The sequence below is a fragment of the Thainema salinarum CENA647 genome (assembly GCF_057732415.1).
In genome coordinates this window covers 4,441,159-4,458,733 of record NZ_JBYJZJ010000022.1, presented here as the reverse complement: position 1 = coordinate 4,458,733, position 17,575 = coordinate 4,441,159, and the positions used below count along the sequence as shown (strand labels likewise).

17 protein-coding genes are annotated in these 17,575 nt (G+C 50.4%); 11 read left to right on the top strand and 6 right to left on the bottom strand.

Features of this window, described 5'->3' with window-relative positions:
• Positions 1 to 114 precede the first annotated feature (114 nt).
• The 8 genes from AC286M_RS26250 to AC286M_RS26215 all read left to right on the top strand — a co-directional run bounded on the left by AC286M_RS26250 (position 115) and on the right by AC286M_RS26215 (position 8,845).
• A complete protein-coding gene (locus tag AC286M_RS26250) occupies positions 115 to 2,448 on the top strand; it encodes a BamA/TamA family outer membrane protein (RefSeq protein WP_488207183.1) in 2,334 nt (777 codons plus the stop codon).
• Positions 2,449 to 2,490: 42 nt separating this feature from the next.
• Positions 2,491 to 3,435 carry a UDP-3-O-acyl-N-acetylglucosamine deacetylase gene (gene lpxC / locus AC286M_RS26245; RefSeq protein WP_488207182.1) on the top strand — a complete coding sequence of 315 codons (945 nt, stop codon included), beginning with the start codon at positions 2,491 to 2,493 and terminating at the stop codon, positions 3,433 to 3,435.
• Positions 3,383 to 3,991, top strand: a complete 609-nt coding sequence (gene fabZ / locus AC286M_RS26240; protein ID WP_488207181.1) for a 3-hydroxyacyl-ACP dehydratase FabZ — start codon at positions 3,383 to 3,385, stop codon at positions 3,989 to 3,991. Before lpxC ends, fabZ begins: the two co-directional genes overlap by 53 nt.
• A gap of 255 nt (positions 3,992 to 4,246) precedes the next feature.
• Entirely contained in the window at positions 4,247 to 5,074 is an 828-nt protein-coding gene (gene lpxA, locus AC286M_RS26235; protein ID WP_488207180.1) for an acyl-ACP--UDP-N-acetylglucosamine O-acyltransferase, read from the top strand.
• A gap of 12 nt (positions 5,075 to 5,086) precedes the next feature.
• A complete protein-coding gene (gene lpxB, locus AC286M_RS26230; protein ID WP_488207179.1) occupies positions 5,087 to 6,256 on the top strand; it encodes a lipid-A-disaccharide synthase in 1,170 nt (389 codons plus the stop codon).
• 123 nt (positions 6,257 to 6,379) lie between these two features.
• A complete protein-coding gene (locus AC286M_RS26225) occupies positions 6,380 to 6,568 on the top strand; it encodes a hypothetical protein (RefSeq protein WP_488207178.1) in 189 nt (62 codons plus the stop codon).
• Positions 6,569 to 6,811: 243 nt separating this feature from the next.
• Positions 6,812 to 7,276, top strand: a complete 465-nt coding sequence (locus AC286M_RS26220; RefSeq protein ID WP_488207177.1) for a CAAD domain-containing protein — start codon at positions 6,812 to 6,814, stop codon at positions 7,274 to 7,276.
• Positions 7,277 to 7,492: 216 nt separating this feature from the next.
• Complete coding sequence (locus AC286M_RS26215) at positions 7,493 to 8,845, top strand: ATP synthase subunit B family protein (RefSeq protein ID WP_488207176.1); 1,353 nt, start codon at positions 7,493 to 7,495, stop codon at positions 8,843 to 8,845.
• Positions 8,846 to 9,098: 253 nt separating this feature from the next.
• On the opposite strand, the gene AC286M_RS26210 is transcribed toward AC286M_RS26215, so the two are convergent.
• The 4 genes from AC286M_RS26210 to AC286M_RS26195 all read right to left on the bottom strand — a co-directional run bounded on the left by AC286M_RS26210 (position 9,099) and on the right by AC286M_RS26195 (position 12,709).
• Entirely contained in the window at positions 9,099 to 10,553 is a 1,455-nt protein-coding gene (locus AC286M_RS26210) for an NCS2 family permease (RefSeq protein WP_488207175.1), read from the bottom strand.
• A 269-nt stretch (positions 10,554 to 10,822) separates the two neighbouring features.
• Complete coding sequence (locus AC286M_RS26205; RefSeq protein WP_488207174.1) at positions 10,823 to 10,999, bottom strand: hypothetical protein; 177 nt, start codon at positions 10,997 to 10,999, stop codon at positions 10,823 to 10,825.
• A 138-nt stretch (positions 11,000 to 11,137) separates the two neighbouring features.
• Positions 11,138 to 11,422: a hypothetical protein gene (locus tag AC286M_RS26200; RefSeq protein ID WP_488207173.1), complete on the bottom strand. Its 285-nt coding sequence runs from the start codon at positions 11,420 to 11,422 to the stop codon at positions 11,138 to 11,140.
• 342 nt (positions 11,423 to 11,764) lie between these two features.
• Positions 11,765 to 12,709 (bottom strand): aldo/keto reductase, encoded by a 945-nt coding sequence (locus tag AC286M_RS26195; protein WP_488207172.1) that lies wholly within the window; start codon positions 12,707 to 12,709, stop codon positions 11,765 to 11,767.
• A 339-nt stretch (positions 12,710 to 13,048) separates the two neighbouring features.
• Between AC286M_RS26195 and AC286M_RS26190 the strand changes: the two genes are divergently transcribed.
• Together AC286M_RS26190 and AC286M_RS26185 are read left to right on the top strand one after the other, a co-directional pair.
• On the top strand, positions 13,049 to 14,518 hold the full coding sequence (locus AC286M_RS26190; protein ID WP_488207171.1) for a sodium/glutamate symporter: 1,470 nt from the start codon (positions 13,049 to 13,051) through the stop codon (positions 14,516 to 14,518).
• Positions 14,519 to 14,904: 386 nt separating this feature from the next.
• Positions 14,905 to 15,102 (top strand): TLTLP motif-containing protein, encoded by a 198-nt coding sequence (locus AC286M_RS26185; RefSeq protein WP_488207170.1) that lies wholly within the window; start codon positions 14,905 to 14,907, stop codon positions 15,100 to 15,102.
• A 148-nt stretch (positions 15,103 to 15,250) separates the two neighbouring features.
• Here AC286M_RS26185 and AC286M_RS26180 read toward each other — a convergent pair whose 3' ends face one another.
• Positions 15,251 to 15,751 (bottom strand): pentapeptide repeat-containing protein, encoded by a 501-nt coding sequence (locus AC286M_RS26180; RefSeq protein WP_488207169.1) that lies wholly within the window; start codon positions 15,749 to 15,751, stop codon positions 15,251 to 15,253.
• 188 nt (positions 15,752 to 15,939) lie between these two features.
• On the opposite strand from AC286M_RS26180, the gene AC286M_RS26175 reads away from it, so the two are divergent.
• Entirely contained in the window at positions 15,940 to 16,338 is a 399-nt protein-coding gene (locus AC286M_RS26175) for a hypothetical protein (RefSeq protein ID WP_488207168.1), read from the top strand.
• Positions 16,339 to 16,441: 103 nt separating this feature from the next.
• On the opposite strand, the gene ygfZ is transcribed toward AC286M_RS26175, so the two are convergent.
• Positions 16,442 to 17,542 carry a CAF17-like 4Fe-4S cluster assembly/insertion protein YgfZ gene (ygfZ, locus tag AC286M_RS26170; RefSeq protein ID WP_488207167.1) on the bottom strand — a complete coding sequence of 367 codons (1,101 nt, stop codon included), beginning with the start codon at positions 17,540 to 17,542 and terminating at the stop codon, positions 16,442 to 16,444.
• Between the last annotated feature and the right edge of the window lie 33 nt (positions 17,543 to 17,575).

The following is a 17,575-nucleotide window of genomic DNA, read 5'->3' as shown; positions in this document are numbered from 1 at the left end:
AATCGTTGAGTTTATTTTGGCTTGTACCTAGGTGTGCTGTGCATAGCTCAGCGAGTATCAGATACACCTGTTTCAGTGCCCAGTGTTGGGTCTGGTGTGTGGAGTTTTTAAGGGATGGATCAAATTACAATGCGCCTATCTCCAGTTCTAGTAGCGATTTTGTCGGCGGCTGCTACAGCAGGCTTTGCCAGTTCGGTAAATGGACAAACTGTTCCTCCCACAGGTATTGGGCAAACGACTTCATCTGTGTTTGACCTTGCTCAGGACGTTCCTGAAACACCGCCCCAGCTTGATCCTGAAATAGAGGCTGAGCCGGTTGAAGATGATCCGGAAGTTGAGCTAGAAGACCTCAATGACGACAATGATGAAGTCGATGTCGATGTCCAGCTAGAGCGGGATACCTTTCCTGTTGATGATGAAAATGATGAGCTGGAGCTGGAAATCGAAGCTGAAGAAACGGATGGTGCTGATGACGAGGTTGACATCAATCTGGATGAAACGATTGATGAAGAAGCGGATGATGTTGAGCTGGGGCCATCTAGAGATGAACCACTGTTTCCGGATTTAGATGACACGCCAGCGCCTGCTCCAGCCCTGCCGGATACGCCAGATACAGGCGAAGCAGAAACTGAGCCACGGGTTCTTATTTCTGAAGTTGATGTCGTGAGTACTCGCACAGAACCGCTTGATCCGCAGCTAGAGGCTGAAGTTTACAGCGTGATTCAGACTCAAGCTGGCCAAACCACAACGCGATCGCGGTTGCAGGAAGACATCAACGCCATTTTTTCCACGGGTTTCTTCTCCAACGTTCAGGCCATCCCCGAAGATACCCCACTGGGTGTACGCGTCACCTTTGCAGTGCAGCCCAACCCAGTGCTGACTCAGGTTCAATTTGAGAATGCCCAAGTTCTGCCGGAAGAAGTTGTTCAAGAAGCTTTTTCTGACCAATACGGCCAAATTTTGAATCTGCGCGATCTGCAGCGAGGCATTCAAACCGTCAACGAATGGTATCAAGAGAATGGCTATGTGCTTGCGCAGGTCACGGATGCGCCTGAGATTGCCGATGATGGTACCGTCACCTTTGTGGTGGCTGAGGGTGTCATTGAGGATATTCGCGTTCGGTTTATTGACGAAGATGGCAACGATACTGATGAAGATGGGGAGCCAATTGATGGGCGAACCCGCGATTTCATTATTACGCGCGAGTTCCGTTCAGAATCGGGTGATGTCTTTAATCAAGCTCAAATCCAGCAAGACTTGCAAAACGTCTTTGGCCTAGGCATTTTTGATGACGTGCGGCTTTCCCTAGAACCGGGTGAAGATCCGCGTCAGGTTGACGTGGTTGTCAACGTTGTGGAAGGTCAAACCGGATCGTTGGCAGCTGGGGTTGGATTTAGCACCAGCGGTGATCTGTTTGGAACGGTCAGCTATCAGGAGCAAAACCTGGGCGGCAACAACCAAAAACTCGGCGCTGAATTTCAGTTGAGTACTCGCGAAATCCTGTTTGATGTCAGCTTTACCGATCCGTGGATTGCTGGTGCGCCCTATCGTACCTCTTACACAGTGAATGCCTTCAATCGTCGATCGGTTTCACTCATCTTCGACGGTGGCGATCCCGAAGTAGGGGTTATTGATACGGATGACGACGATGATGATGATGATAATGATCTGTTTGATATTGATCGTCCCCGGATTGACCGTTTAGGAGGCGGAGTTAGCTTCCGTCGTCCCTACGATAATGGCTGGACGGCTTCTCTCGGGGCTCAGTATCAACACGTCACAATTCGAGATGGTGATGGCGATGTCGTAGCCGTGGATGAATTAGGAAATGACCTCAGCTTAAGCGGTACGGGCGAAGATGACCTCTGGCTGATCCAGTTTGGAGCCGTGCGCGATCTGCGGGATAACGTTACTAAGCCGACTTCAGGTTCTCTGCTCAGGCTTGGTTCAGAGCAGGCATTCCCACTCGGAGCCGGATCGGCATTCTACAATCGTTTACGGGCTAGCTACAGCTACTACACGCCAGTCGAGTTTATCGATCTGTTTGAAGAAGGCCCGGAGGTGTTGGCCTTTAACATTCAGGGTGGCACGATTTTGGGAGATTTCCCGCCTTATGAAGCGTTCTCGTTGGGGGGAAGCAGCTCCGTGCGCGGTTATGATGAAGGTGACGTGGGCAGCGGCCAAAGTTTCGTGCAAGCGACGGTAGAATATCGTTTCCCCATCTTTTCAATCGTAGACGGGGCACTGTTTGCTGACTTCGCTACCGATCTGGGCACTGGAGAAGACGTCATCGGTAATCCAGCAGGCGTACGGGGTAAGCCGGGTAGCGGTTTTGGCTATGGTGTTGGTGTGCGGGTAGAGTCTCCACTCGGCCCGATTCGGATTGACTATGGCTTCAACGATGAAGGAGAAAGCCGCATCCACTTTGGGGTCGGTGAGAGATTCTAGGGAGTCTTCGGCTCAATTAATCTCAATCAATAGGGAGTACTCATGCTCAATAACACCGCCAGTCCCCAGCCCCAGGCTCAAACTTCTGTGCAGAGTGAGATGCAGGCGGCCTTCGCTCAATCATGGCAATGTGCGATCGCAACTCCAGTGGAGCAGAGCGGAATGGGTCTCCATTCGGGTCAGCACAGCTCCGTGCGAATTTTACCTGCGGCAGCGGATGAAGGCCGCTGGTTCGTTCGCACGGACTTACCGGGGTCGCCTAAGATTCCGGCCCGAGTGGATGCGGTTCATCAAACTCTTCTGTCTACAGAACTTGCTGTGGGGGACGCCAGTGTCCGCACGGTGGAGCATCTGCTAGCGGCGCTGATGGGTTTAGGCATTGACAACGCCTGCATTGAGATTGATGGCCCTGAGCTGCCGCTGCTGGACGGTTCTGCTCAAGAATGGGTAAGTGCGATCGCATCTGTAGGACTCCAAACTCAATCTGCCCGTCGCCGAGTGGTTACACTCACCGAACCGATTTGGGTGCGGCAGGGGGACGCCTTTGTCATGGGCATGCCTGCGGCTCAGCCTCGGTTCACCTACGGGATTGATTTTGATTTGTCAGCGATTGGTAATCAATGGCACAGTTGGTCACCGTCTCCTGTCATTGCTGACCAAAATCTGAGCCAACTAGAGTTTGTCACCGACATTGCACCAGCTCGTACCTTCGGTTTAGCCCACCAAATTGAGCAACTCCAGGCAAATGGATTAATTAAGGGTGGAAGCCTTGAAAATGCGTTGGTCTGCGGCGAAAACGGCTGGATAAATCCGCCGTTGAGATTTTCAAATGAACCAGCGCGTCATAAACTTTTAGACTTAGTAGGGGATCTTAGTTTGTTGGCTGATTGGCCCTGTATGCACATTGTGGCCTATAAGGCAAGTCATCAACTGCATGTTCAGTTTGTTCAAGCGGTGCGATCGCAACTTGCGATGGTATCGGGTTGAGCAAACGCCCCTCGTCCTCGTCGCACTCTTAAATCCACCTATGTCCACGTTGGTTGATGTCAATTCGTCTAGTCAGTCCAAGGCTAAAATGACAGACGATCAAAACTCTAAGCCTGCTACAGAACCCATCTTCAAGCTTGAAGAGATTCAAAAGCTGCTGCCGCACCGCTATCCGTTTGCCTTGGTCGATCGGATTTTGGAATTCGTTCCCGGTAAAAGCGCAGTTGGGTTGAAGAATGTCACCTTCAACGAACCCCACTTCCAGGGCCACTTTCCGGGTCGTCCGCTGATGCCCGGTGTACTGATTGTAGAAGCAATGGCTCAGGTTGGCGGAGTAGTGCTGATGCAGCTACCCGAAGTTGATAATAAGCTCTGTGTCTTTGCGGGTATTGATAAAGTCCGATTCCGTCGGCCAGTTGTTCCCGGCGATCAGCTAATCATGACCGTGGAACTCCTGTCCATTAAGCGTCGGCGTTTTGGCAAGATGCAGGCTCGGGCTGAAGTGGATGGACAGTTGGCAGCGGAAGGCGAGTTAATGTTCTCGTTCCTAGACTAGAATGCTGACTCAAGTCAGTCATGAGCGTCAACTATTTAACGGGGTGGGCATTGCCCACCAAACCAATTGCTCTTTCGTTTAGCTAGACTGCTATTCAGCAACCAAAAGACCGTTCAACCATGCGATTGAGTATGCTTCTGGTGGACTGTTGGTTGAATAGCTGTCTAGGTTTGTACTGCAACTCATTTTGTACACATTAGCTTGTACACTAAACCCCCTTCCTTGCCTGTCGTTTTCACCTTAACTGTTGCAATTTTGACTGCTCTAATTCATTCCACTGCGGTAATTCATCCCGGCGCTAAGCTCCATCCCAGCGTCGAGGTCGGCCCCTACGCGGTGATTGGAGAGCATGTCACCATAGGCGCAGATACGACGATTGGGGCACATGTCGTGCTGGATGGACATACCGAAATTGGCGATCGCAACCGAATTTTTCCGGGAGCCGTAATTGGGGCCGAGTCGCAAGACCTGAAGTATGACGGATCGCTGAATTTGGTCAAAATCGGCAACGATAACCGAATTCGCGAATATGTCACCATTAACCGGGCTTCCCATGCCGAGGGGGCAACGGTAATTGGCGATCGCAACTTGCTGATGGCCTATGTTCACGTTGGGCACGATTGCGTGATCGGCAACGAGACGACTATTGCCAACGGGGTGGCGCTGGCGGGACATGTGCATATCGAGTCGCAAGCGCGGATTAGCGGCATTCTGGGCGTGCATCAGTTTGTGCATATTGGCCGACTGGCAATGGTGGGCGGCATGAGTCGGATTGATCGGGATGTGCCGCCGTTCATGCTGGTGGAAGGTAATCCCTGCCGAGTGCGATCGCTAAATTTAGTTGGACTCCAACGAGCTGGCATGGGAGAACTGGCCGACGGTCAGCTCATGCGCTACTTCAAAAAAGCCTTTCGGATGCTCTATCGCTCCGACTTGACGTTCGATCAAGCACTGGCAGAGTTGGCTACCCTGGCTGACTATGAGCCGATTCAGCACTTGTATCAATTCTTGCGCGAGTCGCAAGCAGAAGGACGGCGGGGCTCTATTCCTGGAATGCGCCCAGCGCGTTCTAAATCGGACTGATTGCAATCTCCTATGAAGAAACGAATTTTTATCAGCACGGGGGAAGTTTCGGGTGATTTGCAGGGAGCAATGCTGGTGGAAGCTCTCCAGCAGCAGGCCGCGCAGCAGCAGATAGATTTAGAGATTTTGGCCCTCGGTGGTGCTCGGATGGCGCAGGCAGGCGCGACGCTGCTGGGCAACACCAGCACGATTGGCTCGGTTGGTATTTTAGAATCGCTGCCCTACGTGCTGCCGACGCTGCTGATGCAGCGCAAGGTAAAGCGCTATCTTCAGCAGTCACCACCGGATTTGGTGGTGATGATTGACTATATGGGGCCAAATATCGCCATTGGCAACCACATTCGCCAGCACTTTCCCGCTGTGCCGACGGTTTACTACATTGCGCCGCAGGAATGGGTTTGGTCGCTGAGTAACCGCAACACGGCTCAGATCGTCGGCATTTCCGACCAGATTTTAGCTATTTTTTCGGAAGAGGCCCGCTACTACGAAGCCAACGGAGCGAATGTGGCCTGGGTGGGGCATCCCCTGGTAGACCGGATGCAGAACGCCCCAGAGCGCATTGCCGCCCGTCAGCAGTTGGGCATTGGGCTAGACCAAACTGTGATTGCACTGATTCCGGCCTCCCGCCAGCAGGAGTTGCGTTACCTACTGCCCGTGATGGCGGCAGCGGCTCAGCAGATTCAGGCCAAGCTGCCGGATGTGCAATTTTGGGTGCCGCTGTCGTTCCCAGAGTTTGCCGCCCCGGTGACAGAGGTTTTGACTCAGTACGGGATTGAGGCAAAGTTCACGGTGGAACATGGACAAGCTGCGATCGCAGCTTCTGATCTTGCAATTACCAAATCCGGTACGGTCAATCTCGAAATTGCGCTGATGAACGTGCCGCAGGTGGTGATGTATCGCGTCAATCCGATCACGGCCTGGATTGCTGAACATATGCTTAAATTTTCAATTCCGTTCATGTCGCCCACCAACTTGGCCACGATGACGGAAATTGTGCCGGAGTTTTTGCAGTACCAGGCAACGCCAGCCGCTATTACCCAAGCGTCACTAGAGCTACTGCTGAACCCAGAACAGCGACAGACGATGCTCCAGGGTTATGCGGGCATGCGGCAGGCGCTGGGGACGGTGGGAGTGTGTGATCGCGCGGCGCAAAAAATTCTAGCGTTGTTGCGCTCTACGTAAATATCTGTAACAGAAGAATACGGAACTGTGAACTCAGATGGTGTAGTCTGGAAATCTTGGCGGGTGAGAATTAGTTTTTCTCATCAAACGGATAAAGAAGGATGAACTATACGGTTTTCAGTAATGAGCAATTGGTCTAGATCTCGCCGGGATCGATTAAGCAAATTTATCGTCTATCAGCGCCGCGACGAGTTTTCGACTGATTCTGAAAAGCGGCGAAACGTTTCCTACCGGGAAGATCCGGATATCTTAATCGACCGCCATCGCCTGCGTTCTATCCTGTCTGGTCTAGAAAGTTTGTCTGGCGAATAAAAGTGTGACATTCAGTGACGATTCTGTAATCTGCGTTTATCCCGATCTTGAAATTCGAAAGACTCTGCTTTAGTGTCAGATAGGATTAGCGTGACTGAGTTTATAATCTAATTCGTTAATTATCCCGTCTTCGCTCCGCTGGCAGGCTGAGAGGCTGATAGCCATGCATCTGCCACACCTCAAAAGTTGTATAGCCCAGACAAACTCTGGACGTTCAAGGTTGTTAAGCCCTGGTGTATAAATATGATGGATGAATTAAAACAAGAGAACACTCGCGAATACGCCGTTGAAACTCCTGATGGCGAGGTGCATGATATTGAAATGCAAGTTAATGCTGAGAAGCCCGGTGCCATCACGCCATCCAAGTCTATAAGTGCTGGTTCTTCGGTTCAGATGAAGGAAGTCGGCGACAAAATTAATCAGTTGGCAAGAGATTTGCCTCAGTATTTTTCTGAGTTTTTCAGCGAGTACAAGCGTCCCCTGACCTATGCGGGTCTGATTCTTGGCGCTATCGTTGCTCTAAAGCTTACCTTCGCGCTGCTGGATGCAGTTGATGATATTCCGTTGCTCGCGCCTGCATTCGAGTTAGTCGGTTTTGGCTACAGCATTTGGTTTGTCTATCGCTACCTGCTCAAGGCATCTAGCCGCCAAGAGCTATCGGAAGACTTCAATGCCCTGAAGGATCAGGTATTGGGCAACCGCATGTAGTACTTGCCTAGTTGAAAGTTAGTCAGGTGGGCATTGCCCACCCTGCGCAATCTCATCAATTTCATAGTGATGTGGAAGCACTGTCCTGCATGACAGTGCTTTTGGTTTTTATGGAGCGGTAGGGTCGCTCCAACTCCGAGCAGTGATGGAATTTCTATACTGGAGATGTGCAGGCAACATTAAGCAGTCCGTAGGAACACTATTGCGACTCAATTTATGAACGTTAATCCAACTATTTATAAGGCTGTTGAAACTTTTGATTACCGCGTCACAGTGGGAGACGTAGCGGCCCAAACGGGACTGAATGTTGAACAGTCTCGGCAGGATTTGCTGGCTCTTGCTTCTGCCGCCGGTGGACATTTGCAGGTGTCTGAAGCGGGCGAAATTGCCTATGTTTTTCCCAAGAACTTTCGAGGCGTTATTCGAAATCGGTCGTTGCGATCGCAACTGAAAGCCTGGTGGGATAAAGTCTGGAGCGTCCTGTTTTATCTGATCCGGATCTCGTTTGGCATTATCCTGATCGCCTCTATTGTGCTGGTCGTGCTGGCCATCATTGTGATTGTGATTGCCATGCAGTCGCAGCAGCGGGAAAATAACCGCTCATCATCAGGCGGATATAGTCGTGGATATGGCGGTTTGCCCATACCTCGGGTTTGGATGAGTCCCACCTGGTACTACGTTTTTCTGCCGAATTACTATGAGCGGCGACGGCGCTACTATTCAATGCCTCAGACTCGAACTGGCTATTCGGCACCGCGTCAGTCTGAATCGGACATGGGCTTTCTGGAAGCCGTCTTCTCCTTTCTGTTTGGCGATGGCAATCCCAATGCCAACCTAGAGGAACGGCGCTGGCAGGAAGTTGCTGCCGTGATTCGCAACAATAAAGGTGCGATCGCAGCCGCACAGGTGACGCCTTATTTAGACCAGCTCGGTCAAGGCTACGATCTGGAATATGAAAACTATATGCTGCCCGTGCTCACCCGCTTCAACGGCAAGCCCGAGGTCAGCCCAGACGGCAACTTGATTTACTACTTCCCCGACCTCCAGGTCAGCGCTGCTCAGCAGGGCCATACGCCAGTTCAAGCCTATTTGAAGGAGAAGCCGTGGATCTTTAGTCACGCCTCGTCTACTCAGCTTCAGTGGGCGGCTGGACTCGGTATCTTCAACTTGGCGGCGATTATCGTACTGGATTCGCTGATGAACAGTGGTAATTTAAGTGCGGCTGTGCTGAGTACGGGCTTAGTTGGCTTTGTGAACTCGATCTTCTGGTTCTTAGTTGCCTACGGCGTGGGTTATCTACTGGTACCTATCCTGCGCTATATCTGGATCAAGATGCGTAATCAAAAGATTGAGTCTCGTAACGAACTCCGTCAGGAACGTGCGATCGCACTGCAAGAAGCTGACCCAGCAGTCCTCAAAACCATTGACTACGCTAAGCAATTTGCGGCTGAAACCATTGTCAACGCAGAGAACTTGGCTTACACCACCGAAAAAGATCTGCTTCAGCAGAATGTGGAAAATGCCGACAAAATTGATGAAGAGTGGCGACAGCGGCTAGAAGGCAGATAAGTTAAGAAGTTTATGAGCCACTGGCCTGTACGTGTTTAGCGTAGGTGTAAGATCCCCGGCTGTCGCCGCCCCCTTAAAAAAGGGGCTATTCCAACTCTGGCTCAAAGTTTCCCCTTTTCTTTTTCTAAGCGAAGCCATGCTCGAAGGGCTATAGGGGGATTTAGGGGAATTTATCCGGAGTGTCGCGCTAGACAAGTACGCTGGCTTGCCAGCGGCTCATAAACTTATTGGGATTCTTAAAGGGATACAAGTTTTAGGCGGGCAAGAGAAAACGGACTACAAAAATTGCCGCTAAGATCCACATGCCGAGCTTGACTTCGTGGAATTTGCCTTGGAAAGACTTGATCAGCGGATACGCGATTAAACCTGCTGCTAGTCCATCTGCAATCGAGAAGCTGAGTGGCATGATCAAAATGGTCAAGAAAGCCGGAATCGATTCTGCCGGATCGTCCCAACGAATATGGCTGAGACTGCCTGCCATCAGAACACCAACGATGATCAAGGCTGGAGCCGTGGCAAAGCCGGGGATGCCAGACAGCAGCGGAATAAAGAAAATCGAAGCGGCGAACAGTCCAGCCGCAATCACAGCCGTCAAGCCACTGCGCCCCCCTTCGGAAATGCCAGAGGCCGACTCGATATAGGTGGTCACAGTCGAGGTGCCCAGAACTGCGCCTGCGGTTGTACCGACAGCATCGGCCATAAATGCCTTGTCTACACCAGGAAACTCGCCCCGCTGATTAATGTAGCCTGCTCGGATGCCTAACCCTGTCAGCGTACCCACGGTGTCAAACAGGTCAACGAACAGGAAGACAAATACGATGGCAAACATTTCTAAGAAATCCGTCTGGAGCATGCCGCCCAGACCGACAAACGCTTGACCGAACAAGTCAACCGGAAGCTGCGGCAGGCCGACAATGCCCTCAGGCCAAGGCGCAATGCCAGTAATCCAGCCCAGTAGTGCCGTGGCTAAAATGCCCCATAGCAATGCGCCAATGATTCGTCGGGCCACAAATGCTGCCGTGATCAAAATACCAAATAGCGCCATCAGTGTTTGCGGTTGAGCGATATCGCCCAGAGCGGTCAGAGTCGCTTCATCCGCTACGATAATTCCCGCTCCACCCGTGTCGAGGCTGCCGGATAAGGCAATGTAGGCGATAAACAGACCAATCCCGGCTGCGGTTGCGTGCTTAATGCAATCTGGAATCACATTGACAATTTTGGCACGCAGATTGCCAAACGTGAGGCCGATGAAGATTAAGCCCTCAATGAAAACAGCGGCTAAGGCGACGCGCCAGTCGATGCCTAGTCCCAGTACAACCGAAAACGCAAAATAGGCGTTGACGCCCATACCGGGAGCGAGGACAAAGGGGAATTTGGCGTATAGGCCCATGATCAAGGTTGCGATCGCAGCCGAAATGGCGGTTGCAATCACCAGTTCACCAAACAGATCGCCCGATGCTTGCAGAAAAATGGCGTTGGATAAAATGGCAGGATTTACCGCCAGAATGTACGCCATCGTAATGAAGCTGGTCACTCCAGCCAATAACTCAGTGCGAGTATTCGTCTGCAGTTCGGCAAAGTGAAAGAATTTCGCTAAACCTGATTCATTAGTCACCGTTGAGCTTGATTCTGGTGGATCAGCCGTTGCTGTTGTTTCAGACGGTTCAAATTGATTGAATTGATTAATTTGATTTGGATCATCACTCATGGCATTACCTGTCAATGCCTGACAACGAAGCTAGCTTAAGGCATTTAGTAAAGAGGCAATGCGTTAAGCGATACAGGATGTTAGGGCCTTTGCCAGTTTAGTTGAGATAGTACGCTATTGAACGTCCAAACATTTGAACGTTTTCACAGTTTTTTACTGCCCCAACCAGTACAAAAAGCGTAGGAAAAGCGCAGGAACACCCTAAAACAGTTTTGGCGAAACATGCGCTAAGCGCACATTTCGCCAATTAGTTAGAAGCTGATTCGCTCTTATATATTGATAAAACCGTAATAAAAACCCGCAATAATAAATAGCGGCAATCCAATAACCAACAGAGCGCCAAGCGTCGCTTCCCAGTCTGCGCCAGACTTGTTAGTCAACGTAGGGGATGTAATACCCTTTTCACGTCGCTGCCGCTTTTCTAGTTCGGTCATTTCAGTAACCATAAATTCACCTTTTGAATGCTGTGCTCTTATAGTTACGAAAAATTAAATTGTTGTGATCGTACTTTGGACGGACTCTGAACCAAAACGAACGATGACCTGCGGCAGAATTATCGCATGTCCCCATCCGTTTTGACTCCATTACCGGAAAAGTTTAGGCGTGTTGACGGGCAATGCCGCGATGAGCAATCGATCAGAAATCAATCGCACTTCTTTGGCCAGTCGTAATTGTGCAACGGGTTCTAGCAAAATGTCGCTGGCTGCTGCTAGGGAATGTGCGATCGCAGGATTTTGGCACCGAATTCGCAATACGCCCCAGCGTCGAGAAAGTTTACACTGCTTTAGCCCCTGAATCTGTCTGGCCTCTTCAGGGTTTTCCCGATAAAAATCAAAAATCAGTTTGGTTAGCTGAGAATTCCAGTTCATGGGACGTTTCTGATAGCATGCTTTGCTGTCCATACCGCTGCTACAGCAGCAGATGAACAAGCCTTATAAGCTACAGATAACGCGGTTTCCAGGCAGTTTGACCATCTCTGCAAAAAGAGTTAATGCTGACTGAGGAACTGTAACAATTTTGCAGCTCTATACAATCGCCACAAAGTCCTATGGGGCAAGGATCTGCATCAACTTCTATCGAAAAAGCAGGTGCGATCGCAACTTAACGTTCCGCAGAATAACTTCAAAAAGCATGATAAAGACTGGGTTCAACGCTACTGTTCAAAGTTGACGTGGAATTCGTTGGCGTAAAATTTGCTGTTTATCGTTCGTTCATCGTTCATAGGAGTAGATATCTCCCACCTGTTTGAACAGCGCATCGGAGCGATCGGACAATAGCTGTAGATCATCTGGCTCTAGCGGAAAATTCATTGCCTCGACGTTGTCGCGGATATGCTGACGATTCAGCGTCAAACCGGAAATCACCGCCTGCACCTGTGGCCGTTGACTTACCCAGTTCAACGCTACCTGCGCCACCGTTTTGTCATACTTCTGCGCCACTTCGCTAAGCGTGGCCAACAGGTTCACAACCGCTGTCCAGCCGCCGTGCATCCGGATCATATTGCTGTAGTAGAACGTGCGCCCATGATCTGGCTCCGTCGGTGGATAGGACAGTCCCCGAAAGTTGTCTGATAAATAACCACCCGCCAATGGCCCATAGGCTAGTAGCTCAATACCATGCTGCTGGCATAGGGCTTGCATCGAATGTTCCACTCGCCGATCAATCAGGCTGTACTGAACCTGATGCGTTTGAATCGGCGCATACTGTAATGCTTTTTCCAGCATAGGCGTCGTAAAATTAGTTACGCCAAGCTGACGAATTTTGCCTTGCTCCATCAGATCCGCATAGGTATTCAAGGTCGAGGCAAAATCCATTGCTGGATCGTGCCAGTGAATTTGCACACAATCAATGCGATCGCGCTGCAGATTCCGCAGAGACGATTCAACCTTATTGCGAATTTGCATGGCTGTTGGCACAGCGCCAAAGAAAACAGCCTTCGTGTAAATTAGACAGTCTTGCCCTTTCAGAAAGCGGCCCAGTAGTTGCTCACTCCGACCGTAGATATCTGCCGTGTCGAAGCTAGTCACTCCCAAAGCCAAGTATGTGTCAATAGCTCGCATGACATCCTGCTCTGGGTAGGATGTCCAACTACGCTCATCAAGTTGCCAACACCCCACAATGAGCTTGCTAGGATTCAGAACCGTGGAAACAGACATGTTGCAGAAAACCTATGCACTCTAGATTTTGATGTGTGTGTGAGCGGAGATTGGCATGTAACTTTCGCACCCAAGTTGAGTTTAACCGTATCCTAGCGGGATTGGCTGCCCCTCAACCAAATCGGATGGCTCAACTGTAGGCTCAAATTAGCCTGAATGTACAGTTACGCGCTCACTAAGGGCAGGTCTCAACTGATGAGACTGTAAAATTCATCACGGCAAAAACTCGTATTTTCAGGCTATACAGCAATCAACATAGCAATCAACCGATTCACCATGACAGATTCACCATGTTTGTAGTTCTAATCTGACACCACAAATGCGACATGCGATCGCTTCATGATTATGTTTACGCTTAAGGATGTATTATTTGCCTTTGTTTGGATTGCGCTTTTGATTCTAGCAGGGCGCTATCTCAAACAAAAAATGCGCTGGATTCAAATGCTGTACTTACCCGAATCCATCGTTGCTGGTGCATTAGCTTTAATCTTCGGCCCACAGGTATTAGGAGCCATTTTTACAGGTTTATTTGGTGAAGACACCTTGCTCGCTGGCGGTTTTTTCTCTGAAGAAATTCGCACCGTCTGGTCACAATCACCTGGCGTGTTCATTAATATCGTTTTTGCAGCCCTATTCCTCGGCGAATCAATTCCCCAACCTAGAGACATTTGGCGCAAAGCTGCGCCACAAGTCGTCTTTGGTCAATCTTTAGCTTGGGGACAATATGTCGTCGGGATTTTGGTCACGCTGGTAATTCTGATTCCTATCTTTGGAGCCAATCCAATTTCCGCAGCGCTGATTGAAATTGGTTTTGAGGGCGGACACGGCACCGCAGGCGGTATGGCCGATACGCTACTGGATCTGGGCTTTGAGGATGGCCCTGATTTAGCGCTGGGTTTAGCCACCGTTGGCATTGTCTCTGGCATTATCGCGGGTACAGCTTTGGCCGAATGGGCTAGGAAAAAGCACCATATCCCTGCCTTTCAGACCGAAGTTGATGACCCCGGTGAAGTCCCAGAACTGATTCATGCTGACGATAGCCCGGAAGTCCGCCAGCGACGCGCCCGCTTGATGAGCGGTCTGTTAATCGATCCGCTGTCCCTCAATTTTGGGTTTGTGGGCATTGCCATCGTCTTTGGCTGGCTAATTCAGCAGGGACTCATTCTGATTGAATCCCTCACTTGGGGACAAACCGGATTCACGGTGATGAGCTATGTGCCGCTGTTTCCAATGGCGCTGGTGGGCGGCATCATTGTCCAGATCATCATGGAACGTTTGGGGTTAAGCTGCTTAGTTATTCAGCCATTCATGAAAAGTATTGCGGGTACTGCACTGGACGTTGTGGTGGTGACGGCACTAGCTTCCATCTCGCTGACGGTGATCGGCAGCAACATCAGTACGTTTCTCATTCTCAGTGTGGCGGGAATTGCGTGGAATATCCTGTTCATGCTGTATTACGCGCCGCGTATTTTTCCCGATTACTGGTTTGAAAAAGCTATTGGCGATATGGGACAGTCGATGGGCGTTACCGCTACGGGTATTTTGCTTCTGCGCATGGTCGATCCTGAGAATCGCTCCGGTGCATTTGAAAGCTTTGCTTATAAACAGCTGTTCTTTGAACCGATTGTGGGTGGCGGCTTGTTCACTGCAGCGGCTCCGGCACTCATTGTCACAATTGGGCTATGGGGAACGCTGGCCGTCACAGGTGGATTGCTCATTTTCTGGCTGGTTGCGGGCCATTTCCTTATGCGTCAGCAAGCCCGACAGGCAGTTGCGGCAAATTACGATCGAGAGCTAATCAACCGCTAAGTCCAAACCAACATTATTTTAAGCCAATCAGAATGGGGTAAAACCTTGCTCAGCAAGGTTTTACCCCATTCTGATTGGCCACTTTATCGTCATAGGCGTATTCTTTAATCGCAAGGGAGAGATTGCCGTATTGCACGGCTAGACGCTCTCTCGCTACTCTTTGAAGGAGTCAAATGCACCGCATGAGCGGTATAAGCAAAGTCATCGATCAATGAATTGTTTGATGACAACTGTTGATTAGACGACACTTTGATCAGGCGGGATCGTTAAAATTTCTGTATAAAGTCTAGTTTGCTCCCCGATAGGTTGGGTTAAGCTAGGCTTACATCTTTCAATTTCGCGTTTATTTCGTTTTTGTTTCAAGTAGTTGGTTCATTCTCAATAGTATGGAATCTGCTAGTCAGTCTGATAACCCTCCTAAACGTAACTCCGGTAAGGTTGCAGACATTGTTGGAACGTTAGTTGCCTTCGCAACTTTAACGCTGCCGTTTTTAATGATTGCTTATTTTTCGTCAACTGACGTTGATTCATTGCCCAGTTCTAGCTATCCCCTATTGCAAATCGAGATGAACCGACGCGAGTAAGAGTTTGAAGCTAGGGTGCTATCTAGCTGTTAATTGGGTTGGCCCGCATTTTCAGGATGGGTCAGCGAGCAAAATACTGGATTAAGTTTGGCGGGCGGTGCCCATCAAATTGTTCTCAGCGTCATTTGCGTGCAGGCTGTTGGTGGTTTTACCGACAGCCTAAGCTGGCTTTGGTGGAAATTCCCGTAACGGGATTGACGCCATCGGCCCGATTGCACATGTATTTAACTTGAATTCGGTCTAAAATTGCCCCGGAAAAGTCGGCTCCGGTGATGGTGGCATCGGCAAAGGTGGTACTAGATGCGATCGCATCTGTGAAAATCACGTTGGTGAGATCTGCACCGTTAAATGAAACCCGATCGGCAAATGTATCAGACAGGTCAACGTCTTTGAGATTGGCCTCTGTAAATGAGGCTTTGGTCAAGATGGTGCCGCGCAGATTTGCGCCCTCAAAGTTTGCGCCCTGGGCTTCTGCTCCCGCAAATGACGTACCCTCTAGGTTTTTGTGAGAAAAATCGCGGTATCGCACATCGGTCAGCGTATAATCAACCGTGTTCTCCTGAGCCGATGCCGGGAGAGAATAGCTCATCGTCGTTGCCACAACGACGAGGCAGAGCAGCAGAAAACGAAAAAGGCGCGATTTCTTCATGGACTAGATTTGGTAACAGATAAAGGTGTTATTTAACAATGTTACATATACCAGTTCTCGCAGTCCTATAGCTGACTACAGCTATAAACCCAAGACAGATGCCGATTTTTCCACTTTGATTGTACTCTTAGAGACACTTTGCCATAAAATAACCAAAATCGTTCCGACAGCGAAAGCAAGGAGTTCCCATGTTGCGCGGTTTATATCCCACTCGCTCTTTGATTCGGTTTAAGGCCAAGAGCCAACTGATGGCTGAGTTGACTGGGGAGGCGTTTACGACTCGTATTCATCGCAACGGTGCGAGTCAGTTGGAAACGGTGGAACCGAGTGCGGCGGAATCAGCGGCTTACTGTGAGCAGCTAAAGGCGGATGAACCGCTGGATGAAGAATTGTTTAAGACCATTACGAATCAGATTTTTCAGCCGGATCGACATCCAGAGCTGTACTGGACGTATCCGTCGCAGGCGTCAGTGGATGCGGTGGAAATGAGGTTGGTGGCTGAGATTGTGGCGGCGTATCAGGCGACCTGTTTGGGGCAGCGACAGCAGTTGGTGAGTCGGCTAAATGCGCTGTTGACGGAATTATAAAATTTAGAGTGTGGTAGGGGCGAATGGCCATATAGCCCTTCGAGCATGCTGTGCTAACGCCCCTACGCAATGTTATAGCTGACTACAGCTATGTTTGGAAAATTTAAGTTGGGTTTAGGTAGCCGTGGGATAGGTAGGGGACATTGATGATTGTGCCTGCGATCGCAGATTCTGCGGTTTCGCCGACGTGGACGGTCAGGCCAACACCACCGGCTTTGGTGCGGATGTAGGCGAGGCCGCGGATGCCGTCTGGTGTGCGGGTTACGCTGGTGAGGAGGCCGACTTTCTGATCGTCGTGCCAGATGGGGGATTGTTCAGGTGCGATCGCATTTCCATCGCCATCGCCATCTCTCTCGAACTGGATGCCCCAAAGCTGTAGTTTTACGCCTTGATAGGTATTGAGCCGCGCAATCGTTTCTTGGCCAATGTAGCAGCCTTTCTCAAATGAGATCGTGTGCCAGAGGCCCGCTTCTAAAGGATTATAGTCTTCGGTGAGTTCATGTCCTGGCAGTGGGCGACCTTGGACGATGCGCAACTGCTGCCAAACTTGGTCGCCCATCGGCACGGCTCCGGCATGGGTCAACCGCTGCCACAGGTCAGCGGCCTGCTCTGCTGCCACAATTAGGTTGTAGCCAGGTAGCTCTAGGCCATTGCCCACGGCGACTCGGACGGAGATGTCATCTACGTCAACGGTTTGATGAGTATGCGTTACGTCACTGGTGAGCGTTATGTCCAGGGATTTGAGCAAACCGTTACTTTGTGGCCCCATGAGGCTAAACAGTGCCGTGTCGCCCGTGCGATCCGTCAGTGTCACTTTATCGGCAAAAAAGATATAGCGATCCATAAACTCGATCAGGCTCTGGTGGTGTCCCGGAGCGGTGATCAGCCAGGCGGTTTCGTTCGTCACGTAGGCTGTGACTAAATCAATTGTTCGGGCGGTGGAGGTAACAAAGACCGTCTCGCAGCCGCTACCGGGCTGAAGCGATTGAAAATTGTAGGTGGACTGGTTATGCAAAAAACGAATCCGGTCGCTGTCGCTCACTTCGATACGGCCCCAGTGAGAACGATCTGCGATCGCAACTCCAGACTGGACGGCAGCCCAGGCATCAGCATCGTTGCCAAAGCTGGTGGGCACCGTTTGATTATCCATCGTTGAAAGTGTAGCTCCGGCAGCGGATTGTAGCTGCTGTAGGGTAGTCGTCATGGGAGATAAGGTAAGGAATACGTACAGAACAGC